The organism is Virgibacillus siamensis (assembly GCF_039522605.1).
Lineage (GTDB): Bacteria > Bacillota > Bacilli > Bacillales > Amphibacillaceae > Lentibacillus > Lentibacillus siamensis.
In genome coordinates this window covers 149,500-162,536 of the sequence record NZ_BAAADS010000003.1, presented here as the reverse complement: position 1 = coordinate 162,536, position 13,037 = coordinate 149,500, and the positions used below count along the sequence as shown (strand labels likewise).

The following is a 13,037-nucleotide window of genomic DNA, read 5'->3' as shown; positions in this document are numbered from 1 at the left end:
GTCTTCTTTATCGTAGTGAGGAAGTGTGAAGTTTGCTAGTCGCTGGGCGCTGGAGCTGGACGTGGCTGATTAGGAGCAAGTGCATTATCCACATCTACAAAATTTTATAATTTCCTAGACAATAAAAAAATCAGCCTCATTGTGAGACTGACTTTCATTCGTGCTATACACCATTTGCAACTTCATCGTTCTTTTCAACAACCGTTGCTGTTACTTTTTCAATCCGTTTTTCCGTTATCTCGTTCACCTCAAAAATAACATTGCCATAATATATCTTCGGCTGCTCCCCTACCTGTGGAAAATGGCCAAGCTGGCTGATCAGAAATCCGCTCAACGTATCAAAATCATTCGTCGGCAGCTCTTCGTTCAGTGAATCTTCCACTTCATGCAGGTGAATGGTCCCCAGAATAGTATACTTGTTTTCGCTTATCTGTTTTATTTCCTCTTCTTCTTTCATCACTTCAAGACCGACATGTTCACTGAATATGTCGCCTACAATTTCTTCAATAATGTCCTCAATCGTGATTAACCCTTCTGTACCGCCATATTCATCAAGGACGACGGCAATATGCATATTGTTCTGCTGCATTTCTTTGAAAATGACATCCAAATTTTGCGTTTCCACCACAAAATAAGGATCTCGGGTTATATCTTGCAGACAAAATGAATGTTTATCGTCCGTTTCCAAAAATTGAATCAAATCTTTCGAATGTAAAAACCCGATAACATGATCCATATCTCCATCATAAACAGGAAATCGCGTGAACCTTTCCGAACTAACCAATTTGACTGTTTCCCGTAACGATGCATCGACGGCCAGGGCAGATATATCAGTCCGGTGTGTGATAATATCAGATACCGTTTTATCATTAAACTCAAAAATATTATTAATCATTAATTGTTCTGCCTGCTGGATGGTCCCCTTTTTACCACCATCATCAACCATCAATCGAATGTCTTCCTCTGTTGCCTCATCGTTTTCGGCATTCGGATCAACTCCAAATAACTTTACCGTTGTATTGGTTGAGAAACTTAGGAACTTAACCAGGGGCAAACATACCTTGAACAACCATGTCAGTGGGGTTACTGAAAAATTGGCAATCGGTTCCGCCTTTTGCAATGCAAGCTGTTTAGGTACCAATTCACCAAAAACCAGCGTGAAATATGACAAAATGATCGTTGTCCCAACAACTGCAATTGTTTGAAGTACCGATGGGGCAAGCGGAACCCCCATTTCCTGCAATGCCTGTGCAATCGGATCAGCAAAGAAATCAGCTGCAAATGCACTTGCCAGAAATCCGGCCAATGTAATACCTATCTGAATCGTTGATAAAAAACGGCTCGGCTCAGCTATCAAATCGTAAACCTTTTTGACCTTTTTGTCCCCACTTTCAGCCTGCCGCTCCACTTTACTTTCGTTCAATGAAACCAGAGCTATTTCCGATGCCGCGAAAAAACCGTTTAAAACAATCAATATGACAAGAATTGCTAACGCAACTGTCACTTTATACCCTCCCAAAATTAAAAACACTTCGCTTGTTGCTGCGGGGAATCCCATTTAAGCATTTTATGCTGTTTTAGAAACCCTTTCTTATACAGTTTCCTAGCTGCGTAAAAAAACATTTTCCTGGATGGGGAAAACGATTAAATACCGTATTTAGTATTATAGCATATTGCAAATAAATTCGTTTAACAATTTAAATCCCTGTTGCTTAATCAACTATTTAGTTATTGCAGCCAGCTAAAGCTCAAGGCTTCAATAGGTCAAAAGCTTTTTCTATCATCAGATACATAAATAACATCAAAAAGAATCCATTTTGATTTATTTTTCAAAATGGATTCTTTAGCTATTACCTAATGTTTATAAACTTTTGCTTCACGATAATACGTTGAGTAACCATAATTCTGAAATACCACGCCTTCTACATATGGTTTGAGTATTGTTGCACTTCCGCTCTGATAAGTCGGAATCGCATAAGCATTTTCAATCAATACTTTTTCTGCTTCCTTCAACACCTGCCAGCGTTTTTCCGGTTTCGCTCCGAGAGTTCGGGCCTTTTCAATTAATTTATCATAATCATCAATTTCCATTCCGGTCGTATTATTTGGGTTATCGCTATACCAGTAGCCTAAAAAGGTCATCGGGTCTTTGTAGTCCGGAAACCATCCGGCACCCGCTCCGATATCGTAATTCCCATTGGTGTCCGTTTCCAGGTATGCGTTCCAAGGAAGTTTTTTAATAGTTACTTCCATACCTTCCAGCTTTTCAAGTTGGTTAGCGAAATATTCACCAAGTTCCGCTGCAACATCGCTGTCTGTAGTCAAATACTCTAACTTGAGCGTATCTATGCCTTCTTCCTTTTTTGCTTCTTTCCATAATTGTTTCGCTTCTTCTACACCACCTGGAAGATAATCTTCAACACCATCACGGAAGTCCTTACCGTTTGGCCCAGTTGCAAAATCTTTTGGAACTGCGTATTGAGCAGCCAGGGAGCCATTATTCAATAAAACATTTACAGCATTTTCACGATTAATCACCATTGACATGGCTTTCCGTACTTTTTCATTTTTAAATTCCGGAACATTATTTACATTCAATTTCCACCAGAAAACTCCATTTCCCGGAATTTTATGAAAGTCCGATTTATCTTTATATGCATCGACTTGTTCAGAGGAGAGTCCATCCATTTGAATTTCATCGGATTTGTACAAGTTCAGCTGGGTATTCTGTGCTTTTACAACCTTGTAGTTTGCTTTTGTAATATTAACATTGTCTGCATTCCAGTACGTATCATTCTTTTTAAGTGTCCAACTTGTACCGTGTTTCCACTCCGATAATATGTACGGGCCGTTGGAAAGCATGTTTTCAGGTTCTTTCGCAAATTTATTACCTTGCTCTTTTACGAATTCTTCATTCAATGGAGCAAACGTAACAAATGACATTAAGCTTACAAAATAAGGCGTCGCCCCCTCAAGGGTCACCTGTAACGTCTTTTCATCGATTGCTTTTACTCCCAGTTTTTCCACTTTCCCATAAAGATCACTTTCTTTGTTCATAATTTTAGCTGCGTTCTTAATATTGGCCGCATCCATGATATACGCATACTGTGAAGCAGTTTCGGGTTTCAACACCCTTCTCCACGAGAACACGAAATCACTGGCAGTCACCGGATCACCATTAGACCATACAGCATTATCACGAATTTTAAATGTGTAAACAGTTTTATCCTCATTCACTTCAGGCATCGCCTCCGCAATGTCTGGAACCGCTTTCTTTTTTTCAATTGATATTAGTCCTACATGCGTTCTATTAATAACTTTAAAAGAAGTCACGTCCGTAGCTGTGGAGGGGTCCACATTCGGTAAATCCGAACTGGATACAAAATTCAGTTCCTGTTTAGAAGCCAACTCCTTATTCTGTTGCTTGTCTACAGTGTCATCAGTATCCTCATTGGCTGTACTAGAATTGCTGCTGCATGCTGCCATTAATAAACCAATAACAAGCATTAGTGTTATAAGACAAAACCTAATTGCATTTTCTTTCCTCATAAAATCAGTCCTCCTGTAACGTATATTTTTTCACAATAATGTGACAAAAAAATGACATCCTTAGTATATAAAATATTATAACTCTTTTCAATACTCAATATAAATCGAATGGAAATACATTCAATGCATTACAATTTCCTTTACGAGCCACATAGCGTACACTGACAATAGGCTTTTAAAGAGGAATGAATATGATGAAACAGTACTACAGTGATGTTATCCAATATCGGGGAACCCATTATGATTTCGGTTATTTTCAAGGTCGTCTTCTAAAGAATTCACCTATTTTGCCGAACCGGGAAAAACAATGGGGGCCGAAGAAAGACCGGCACTTTCTCATTGATCCGGAAGTCTACCAGAAAATCATGGCAACTGTCGCACCAGGCATCCTGGATGAAATCCGCGGGCTTGCCGATGCATTAGACATGGAGATGGATAAGGCCTTTCGCTTCTTTGGCGGTTACTACCTGGAATTTGTCCGGAGTGGCTGTTCCATTTTCACGGACTCCCGCTTTATGGTCCGGAATTATGACAGTCATCCAAAAGGCTACGAAGGAAGGTATATGCTTTATCAGCCGACTGACAGCGGTTATGCCGTCATCGGTCCAACGATGCAAATAACCGGGCGGATTGATGGGATGAATGAAAAAGGTCTTGTGATGGGCTATAATTTTACCCACAGCAAAAAATCCGGTGATGGTTTTCTGTGCAATATGATTGGACGGCTGATTTTAGAGACATGTGCCAGTGTGGATCAGGCCATTTCGCTGCTGAAGAAAATTCCGCACCGGCACTCATTCAGTTATGTAGTCTTGGATCGCAGCGGAGACTCTTATGTTATTGAAGCGTCACCAAGACAGGTCGCAGCACGGAAATCCAATGTTTGCACAAACCACTTTCACCTGCTTGATGAAGAAAATCGTTACCGTCAGGAGGAAACGCGTGAACGGGAGAAAAGTATCCAAAAACAGCAGCAATTTACCGCAAATCCATACGAAGCGTTCAACGTAATGAACGGTATTGAGCACGGAATTTTTTCCAAAAAATATGATGCTGCCGCTGGAACCATTCACACTGCAGTATACTTCCCGAATGAGTTGAAAGCATGGTTCGTGATAGGTCCGGATCGGAAACCGGTCATTTTCGACTTTGCCAAATGGCTGCGGGGTGACAACGTAAACGTCAAACAAATTAAAGGTAAACTGGAGCATCAGGATCCGTTTGTCAACATGGAACAGATATAACGCAAAGCCAGGACACAGCACCTGGCTTTTTTCGCCAAACCAGGGACACAAGACCGGGCACCTAACCATAGGCTGTATAAAATCTTTCAAAAAAAGAGGTGCCAATATGTACAATCCACGTCGTAATTACCATGGACACCCGCTGATCCAGATACATCCGCCTGTATTCCACAACCCGTTTTCGTACGCACGTCAGTATCCGCCTGTTGATACGACAATACTTTCTCAGTCCATAAAAGAATTTCAGGTTTTGTTGCAGCAGAGCGGAATTTTATTGGAAAGGTTGAGTGACACAGAATACTCCGGAAAAATTATGGAAGCTGCTCAGCTGAACCAACAAGCAGAAGTCGATCGGCTGGTTCAGTCAATCGAAGCGTTATATGTGACCATTAACACCAGCTACACACCATCAGGGGTTATTTTTAAACTGCAGTCGCCAGCTGCCAAACAAGGTGGTAATTGTTGCACGCTGAATATCACGTTGAAATGGGGCAAATAATTGTTTAACGTATCATTTACCATTGATAGGAAATAATACCAAAGTGCTTATGATGAATTATTACTCCACACTAAAGGATGATGGTATGAAAATCCTGCTGATAATCGGAAGTATTGTGTTTCCTATACTTATGTATTTTGCTCAAAAGCGCTGGAAGAAACTCCAAATTTTTATAAATTGGGCAGCTGTTATAGCGGCTCTTATATTTGGTAATATCACTTCATTGTCGGTTTATCAGATTATTAAAGATAAAACAGTGATGATGACAAACATTCATGCTGTGTTTTTAAATCCTTATTTCTTAATTGCGGGCGCCTATTTAGGAGTTTATTTCCTTTATTTGCTGCTGAAAGTTACATTGGAAAATAGATGAACTGTCCCATCCCCATCAAAACAGGACCTGAGCATCCATTGTTCCTCACCTCCCGTTCACTGTATGTTCCAGCAAATTTTTTGGTTCAGACATGGATTAGCCACAGGTCCTGTTCTTCAGCTTTCAAAATCAAACATCTCTATTCACTATCGTGTATTCTATCATCGTTTTTCCTCGAAACCTTACCCGGCCAAAAAGCAAACCTACCGAGCACTGTCGTTATAGCAGGTACGAGTAACGGCCGGACAATAAAGGTATCAAGTAACACTCCGATGGCAGTCACTGTACCAAACTGGACCAGTACCTGCATTGGCATTACAGCCAATACGGAAAATGTTCCAGCTAAAATTAACCCTGCTGAGCTGATAACACTGCTAGTTTGACCAACCCCTTCCGCTATAGCTTTTTTCAGTGGCATATGTTTACGATTTTCCCAAATGCTTGAGACCATAAAAATATTGTAATCCTCACCAAGGGCAACCAAAAATACAAATGCGTATAATGGAATCAAACCCTGCATGGCAGGTTCACCGAAACCATAATGAATCACAAGCCAGCCCAATCCTAATGCAGAAAGATACGACAATACGACTGTAAGTAATAAATAGGTCATGGCAACAATCGAACGAAGGTAAACAAGCAATAGTGCTGCAATGATAATGAGGACAACCGGAATAATTATACGCTGATCCTTACCGGTAACCTGTTCCGTATCATAAAGTGCTGCCGTTTCACCGCCAAGCCATACGTTCCGGGAAGCATCATCAACTCCAGCTTCTTCTAAGTACCCTGCAACTGCAGACTTAATCTCAGGAATGTGATGAACTGCCTTTGTTGAATAAGGATCCATCGACAAGATGACTTCATACATTTGATAATCTGAATTTTTTTCGCCAATTCGCGGGTCACCAACGCTCTCCGCCATATCAAGCGAAGCAAGTTCGTCTGCCAGAGAAATATCTTTACCCTCCGTATCAATGATCACCTGTACAGGCGCAATTTTTCCGGGCGGATAATGTTCAGCTATTAATGAAGATCCTTCCTTAGATGGCATATCATCCGGGAACGATTCAAACACCCCGTAGGTGAATGGAATTTTAGGTACCAGAAGTGCAAGTCCGCCCAGAAAAATCGTACAAATGATAATAATCAGCCACGGTTTTCCGGTAACCGCATTTCCAATGGCTTTACTGTAGCGGCTTCTCGTTTTAGGATGTCGGACCAGCTTTCCTTTTTTGGCTTCCAATTCCTGTGCCATCTTCTCCGTACGTGGTATAAACGGGAAAAACGCGGTTCTCCCAAGCATTGATAATATAGATGGAAGGAAAGAGAGCACCGCTATCCCCATAATCAATATGGCCAAACTAAACGGTACAGCAAAACGGTCATATGATGCATACTGAGCTAACGATAGGGAGTAAAGCCCGATTACCGTTGTCAACGCACTCATCATAATTGCCCCGCCTGAATAACCAATTGCCTTTTGAAGGGCTGTATATTTATTTGCTTCGAGCTGCAATTCATCACGATATCTGGAAATCAGGAATAAACAATAATCAGTTCCTGCTCCGAACAATAGAACAGTCATAATGGAGATGGCTTGTGCATCAACTTCAATCCATCCTTGATCCGCCATGAATCCCAGCAGCGGACTGATCAATCCATATGCGATCCCAACGCTTATCAAGGGAACCACTGCAAGAATCGGCGAACGGTATAACACAATAAGCAGAATTAAAACAAGTACAACCGTAGTTATTAACAAGGTAATATCCGCTTGGCTGAACAGTTGCGTTGCATCTGTCTGGATTCCGACTGGACCGCTCAGGCGCAGTTGCAGTCCATCACTGGTAATGCTGCCATCAAACGGATTTTCGTTTAGATTCTTTTTAACCAGCTTTTTAAACGTATCCATCGATTCCTGTAATGCTTCTGTTGACGCTCCTTTGTTAAAAAATATTGGTGTGGTCAGAACCTCACCATCGCTTGACGCCTGTTGCTGCAATGCCTGTACAGGAATCGCAGCAACATCCGGTACTAACGACTGATGTGGAAGCGGATCCTGTTTCAGCTGCTTGTAAACAGATTGAATCGCTTCATAATCGGCTTTAGTCAGTTCACCATTTTGATACCAGACCAATAACAGCGGGACACCGTTGTCATTTGGAAATTGCTCGTTGATAATATTTGTTGCTTCCACCGACATAGCATCCTCAGGCAGCAAATTGGTTGTTGCTGTTTCTTCCTGATTCACCTGAGGCCATATGGAAGTAAGGATTCCAATTACCAGAGTCCATATTATAAGTGTGGCTAAACGGCTTTTTTTGCCAGCAACGGCCTTTCCCCATTTCTGTAAAAAATTCATCAGATCTCCCCCGCTTGATTCGAAATCAAGATTATTTTATGTTTATAATTATATATACCGGTTAGTTAATTATCAAGTTGTTACCACTGATTATTTTCCAGTATATGATATAATTTTAACAAAGTATGCTATATGCAAGGAGAGAGTATGGTGAGAAGCGATGAACAACGACCGCTGGGCAGACCGCGGGCAAGTGATCAGACTCAACCAACAACCGAATCAATAACCGAAGCGGCAACACAATTATTTACGAAAAATGGATATCAAACGGTTTCCGTAAACGATGTTGCAAAACAGTGCAATGTGACGAAAGCTACCATCTATTACTATTTCCCCAGCAAAGCGGAGTTGTTTACGGAAACGATGGTCCAAATGATGATTCGCATTCGAAAGCGAATCAATGCCATGCTGCACGAACCGATACCGCTGAAAAGCCGTTTATACAACATTACAAAGACGCATTTATCAGCTACCGTTGACATTGATATTAATGGCTTTATGAAAGGAACAACACATACATTGTCTCCTGAACAACTGGAGCGGATAAACAAAGCCGAGATGGACATGTACCAATCAATCGAACAAGTATTTACGCACGCGATGGAACAAAAAGAAATACGCGAAATAAATCCGGTTTTTGCCACACATGCCTATTTGTCACTGTTGAAGGTCGGGAATTACAATAATGAGAAACAAGCAAAAATATATGATTCAATTGACGAAATGGCTGAGCAGATTATCGAACTTTTTTGGGAAGGCGTTCAAATCAAGGAAAGTTAAATGGGGTCAATCTATGAGAACCTCAACTGTTTCCTGAATGTTCACCCTTCCTGTAATCATAATCAAATTGTTTAATTTTGCAGCAAAAAAAACAATTACACCGTCCGCATATGTGGACGGTGTAACATAATGTAAAATTATTGAATACCAATTTATGGTGGTAATAATAAAATTGTTTAAAAGACATTACTTTTCTAATTCAGAATGGCACCGATGATATAATATTAGCGCAGTATGCTGCATATTCCACTTACAAATAGTTCCCCTCAATCTCCAGCAATTGTTTTTTCATATCAATCCCACCTGCATAACCGGTCAGCTTCTTATTTTTGCTAATAACGCGATGACAGGGAAAAAGAATCGGCAAAGGATTGACAGCGTTAGCATGTCCAACAGCACGAATCGCGTTAGGTTTTCCGATAAGGGAGGCTATTTCAGAATAGGATCTTACCTCTCCATAAGGAATCTTTCGTAAGGCTTCCCACGTTTGCTTTTGAAATAAAGTTCCTCGAAATTCAAACGGCAAGTTGAATTGTCTTCGATTTCCACGAAGATACTCATGGAATTGTTCATAAATAGGTCTTCCAAGTTCATGGCTCCTTTTCATCTTGAACTTGGCAGCAAAGGCGTGCCAATGATCATCTGTTAACACGATGCGTACGAGTCGCCCGTCTTCTCTGAAAATAAATCGCAAACAACCGATTTTGGTATGACACTCATCATAAAGCCACATGTTGGGTTCCCTCCTTTCGGCCCATTTCAAGACCTCTATGGACTATAATCCTTTTGTTCTATCAAACGAATCCAATCAATCCTAATAAGCCGAGGGTTTGACATATAGATTATGAAATTCATTCGGCGAAAGCCCTGTCCCCCGTTTAAAAGCATGATAAAAACTAGAAATACTTTGATAGCCGACTTGATAACCAACTTCTGTGCTATTTAAGGTACTCGTTAAAAGAAGGTCTTTTGCCCTTTCAACTCTGATCTTTTCCAAATACATACGTGGTGTATAACCCATTCTTTTCTTAAAGACTCGGTTTAAATGAAAAGGGCTGACCCCTACCTTTGCAGCGATTTCATTTAAGGATGTCTTTTGGCTATAATTATTTTTTATGATCTTCCTTGTATCTTCTAATATCGGCTGAAACGGATCATAACTTTTTGACTTTAAATCAGGACGGCATCTTTTACAGGGTCGATATCCTGCTTTTTGAGCTTCCGCTGCATTGGCAAAGAAGGTAACATTATCACTATTCGGAACTTTAGATTTGCATGACGGCCGACAAAAAATACCTGTTGTCTTTACAGCATAAAAGAATACCCCATCATATCCTGGATCACACGATACGGTTGCTTTCCACATGGTATCCTTGGAAATACCATTTTGATTCTTCATTGGATTTCAATCCTCCCCTGCTGAGCCCCATATAAAACGTATATAAAGCCGCGACAATTAACGGCACAAGAATATACGGTTGGACACCTGCAATCGCTAAAATACCTCATCCCTCTTTCAGCATAAAGTATACTAAAAAAGGAAAAATAAATCTTCTTGTTTTTTGCGGTTTAATTCGTTAATGGTTTAAAAGGCTTATTCAATTTTTTTATTAACTGTGCTAAATCAAACGAATAAGTATCATCCCAATATCGGTTTGCAACACCCGAAGTTGAATGATACGTTTCATGTTGCAACCCATAATAAGTAATCCTTCTGTTTAGGTATTCTTGTGCAGCTTTTTTTCCATTAAAAAATAAGTATTTACTTGGATTTGAAGCATTAAAAAATAGTCGGTACCGGCCCACCATCCATACGGATTGGAGACCCTTAAACGCGGATGCATAAGGACTTAACCTCCCTATTTCAGTCGGTCTGATAAATCGTTGTATTTCATACTTCGGTTAGCGCACCCAGTTGTTTAGTAGAGAATTTCTCTGTTTCGATAAAAAAAAAGCCCATCCACAAATATCATCAGGGCTTTATTGCTGCAGAAGTATTTATTTTTCACCAGGAAATAATATACCTAGGACTATGATGTTATCTTGATTTTTTCATAATACACCCGAAATTTCCCAACAACGATTCGGGATAAACCTTTATAGGTTCCAAATTCTTCTGTATAGGTTTCTCTAACAAATTCATTTTTAAAAATTCCTCATTATCTAAAATCAATTTAAATATGAATTCCAGAGTCTCTTCTGATGTGAAATGTTCACTCCTAAACTGTAGAAGCTTTTCCCTTACAATCGGGAGCCAGATTATATAACTACTCATTTTATAACTCGTCCCCATCATCCTATTATTCCTTTGATTGACTTATGTCATGTTGTTCTCACCATATTAAGCGAAATGCCCAATCGCAGAAAAAACGAAAAGATAACGACACCAATTCTCCCGTAAATTCTAGGATAACTGCATATTCGTCAGGCAAGTTGGATCATCGCTAAACGTAGAAAATTGTGACTCAACTCTTTTGCCTTTATGTGTAATGGTTATGCTATAATTTTCATTTCTCGGTACCCACAAATCAATAAATCCATTATCCTGTGACGTCATTTTTTTATCTACAACAACATTACCATTTCTATCCTTTATGTACACCGTGAATTCTTCCTTTGCCATTTCTCCCTGGCAGCCAGTTAAGCTATGATATGTGCAGGGATGTGTTTGATTTACATAAGGAGCGATGGAGGCAAAGAACTTCTCCCCGGTTAATTCATATATTTTCTCCTTCCCTTTTGAATTAACAATAGTAAGCTTTTGCGGTGTAATGGAAGCAGATTTGGCTTCCAGTTTACCGGAGCTGTATCCATGAACCAGTTTTTTAATATTTGCTGCTTGTTCCCTTTCCAATGTATTGTCGCTATTTTCGCTGTTACTACAAGCCACTAACAATAATGATGAAAAAAGCATTACAAAAATGACCTTTAATTTCATTCTTATCCCTCCACAGGTGATAATTCAGCCTCTGTTACCCATTTATGATTTGTTACTTCTTTACCAGTTTCAGTATCTGTGTAACTCACCATATATACTGTTGTTTGTTCAGCCGAATCAATCATAGCTGTTACTCCATCCATTCCTTCCATATGGGAAGCATTAATAGTAGCTTCTGTACCTGGTTCCAATGGCGCATCCCCAGGGTTCTCGAGTTCTTCATGAATAACCCATTTATGATTTTTGATGGGCTCTCCGCCATTTTTTGGCGTATAGGAAACTGCGTATACCGTGGTATTATAGGCACCATCTATTGTTGCTTTAGCACCATCCATACCCTCCATATGGTTCGCATTTATTATTGCTTGGCTACCAACTGAATATGTAGGATTTCCAGCCTCCGCTAAATCTTCTGGAACTTCACCTGAACTTGAATGATTCATACCTGAATGATCCATTCCTTCCATAGAATCCGACTCTTTTTCATCCGTATTCTCATTTGGTTCCGTTCCTTCTTCATTCATATCCATATTTTCGTTAGATTCAGTTTCCGTATTGGCATCACCGTTTGGATTCGATTCTTCATTTCCATCACAAGCTGCTAAAACCATAGTTGTTAGTAAAGCAAGCAAGCCTATTATTAAATGATTTTTTTTCATTGTTACAACCTCCACTCAATTATTTTAGAATTTTTCTTACTATCCAATTCGCTAAAAATATACCCCTATATGGTATTGTAGCAGAACTTAGATGTTAGACAAGCTTAATAACCATTATTTCATTTAATGTTCAAATTTAAGAAGAACACTTTCCTATCAAGAAAAACGCTCGATTCTAGATTTTTTACTTAACATGAATAATTACTTTATTTGTTAGGATACTACTATTGTAAATTTTAAAAGGGTGGTGATCCGAGATGGGAGTACTTTCAAGTTCCCCGACACATATGGATCAATGTATCGATGAATGCTTAAAATGCGCTCGTGCTTGTGAAGAGTGTACTACAGCATGTTTGCAGGAACCAGATGTTCAAGCACGTATTATGTGTATCCAACATTTAAATGATTGTTCAGACATGTGTTTTCAATCTGCAGCATACATGGCCAGGAATAGCATGAGCGCAGCTGAATTTTGCAAACTCTGTGCTACTCATTGTGAAGCATGTGCAACAGAGTGCGAAAAATTCAAGGATCCCCATTGTCAGGAATGTGCAGCTGTTTGTCGTTCTTGTGCGAATGCATGCAGACAGATGGCTTCTTAAGACTTATAATGTAAAAAGCTCTGGCCAA

Annotated in this window: 12 protein-coding genes and 1 pseudogene; 5 read left to right on the top strand and 8 right to left on the bottom strand. The window is 39.8% G+C overall.

Translation table 11 applies throughout. The features are described 5' to 3' along the window. Positions 1–163: 163 nt before the first annotated feature. Positions 164–1,504: a hemolysin family protein gene (locus ABD010_RS03865; RefSeq protein WP_343810449.1), complete on the bottom strand. Its 1,341-nt coding sequence runs from the start codon at positions 1,502–1,504 to the stop codon at positions 164–166. A gap of 350 nt (positions 1,505–1,854) precedes the next feature. Next, on the bottom strand, positions 1,855–3,549 hold the full coding sequence (locus ABD010_RS03860; protein WP_343810448.1) for a peptide ABC transporter substrate-binding protein: 1,695 nt from the start codon (positions 3,547–3,549) through the stop codon (positions 1,855–1,857). Positions 3,550–3,743: 194 nt separating this feature from the next. Between ABD010_RS03860 and ABD010_RS03855 the strand changes: the two genes are divergently transcribed. The 3 genes from ABD010_RS03855 (at position 3,744) to ABD010_RS03845 (ending at position 5,665) form a co-directional block, all read left to right on the top strand. Then, entirely contained in the window at positions 3,744–4,793 is a 1,050-nt protein-coding gene (locus ABD010_RS03855; RefSeq protein WP_343810463.1) for a C45 family autoproteolytic acyltransferase/hydrolase, read from the top strand. Positions 4,794–4,899: 106 nt separating this feature from the next. Next, positions 4,900–5,292 carry a YuzC family spore coat inner layer protein gene (locus tag ABD010_RS03850; protein ID WP_343810447.1) on the top strand — a complete coding sequence of 131 codons (393 nt, stop codon included), beginning with the start codon at positions 4,900–4,902 and terminating at the stop codon, positions 5,290–5,292. Positions 5,293–5,377: 85 nt separating this feature from the next. Next, the gene (locus tag ABD010_RS03845; RefSeq protein ID WP_343810445.1) at positions 5,378–5,665 is read left to right on the top strand and encodes a transposase; all 288 of its coding nucleotides are present in this window, start codon (positions 5,378–5,380) and stop codon (positions 5,663–5,665) included. A gap of 139 nt (positions 5,666–5,804) precedes the next feature. Here ABD010_RS03845 and ABD010_RS03840 read toward each other — a convergent pair whose 3' ends face one another. Next, positions 5,805–8,030 carry an MMPL family transporter gene (locus tag ABD010_RS03840; RefSeq protein ID WP_343810443.1) on the bottom strand — a complete coding sequence of 742 codons (2,226 nt, stop codon included), beginning with the start codon at positions 8,028–8,030 and terminating at the stop codon, positions 5,805–5,807. A gap of 147 nt (positions 8,031–8,177) precedes the next feature. Here ABD010_RS03840 and ABD010_RS03835 point away from each other — a divergent pair, with 147 nt between their 5' ends. Then, positions 8,178–8,810 (top strand): TetR/AcrR family transcriptional regulator, encoded by a 633-nt coding sequence (locus tag ABD010_RS03835; protein WP_343810441.1) that lies wholly within the window; start codon positions 8,178–8,180, stop codon positions 8,808–8,810. Between the two features lie 250 nt (positions 8,811–9,060). Here the strand turns inward: ABD010_RS03835 and ABD010_RS03830 are convergent, their stop codons facing one another. The 5 genes and pseudogenes from ABD010_RS03830 to ABD010_RS03810 all read right to left on the bottom strand — a co-directional run bounded on the left by ABD010_RS03830 (position 9,061) and on the right by ABD010_RS03810 (position 12,407). Next, positions 9,061–9,543, bottom strand: coding sequence for a methylated-DNA--[protein]-cysteine S-methyltransferase (locus ABD010_RS03830; RefSeq protein WP_343810439.1), 483 nt, complete (start codon positions 9,541–9,543; stop codon positions 9,061–9,063). An 81-nt stretch (positions 9,544–9,624) separates the two neighbouring features. Continuing rightward, positions 9,625–10,209: a bifunctional transcriptional activator/DNA repair enzyme AdaA gene (locus ABD010_RS03825; protein ID WP_343810437.1), complete on the bottom strand. Its 585-nt coding sequence runs from the start codon at positions 10,207–10,209 to the stop codon at positions 9,625–9,627. 381 nt (positions 10,210–10,590) lie between these two features. Further along, positions 10,591–10,712 (bottom strand): annotated as a pseudogene (locus ABD010_RS03820) (SDR family NAD(P)-dependent oxidoreductase); the annotation flags it as partial. Between the two features lie 502 nt (positions 10,713–11,214). Further along, a complete protein-coding gene (locus tag ABD010_RS03815) occupies positions 11,215–11,748 on the bottom strand; it encodes a CueP family metal-binding protein (RefSeq protein WP_343810435.1) in 534 nt (177 codons plus the stop codon). 2 nt (positions 11,749–11,750) lie between these two features. Further along, positions 11,751–12,407, bottom strand: coding sequence for a YdhK family protein (locus ABD010_RS03810; RefSeq protein ID WP_343810433.1), 657 nt, complete (start codon positions 12,405–12,407; stop codon positions 11,751–11,753). Between the two features lie 257 nt (positions 12,408–12,664). Between ABD010_RS03810 and ABD010_RS03805 the strand changes: the two genes are divergently transcribed. After that, entirely contained in the window at positions 12,665–13,009 is a 345-nt protein-coding gene (locus ABD010_RS03805; protein ID WP_343810431.1) for a four-helix bundle copper-binding protein, read from the top strand. Positions 13,010–13,037: the final 28 nt, after the last annotated feature.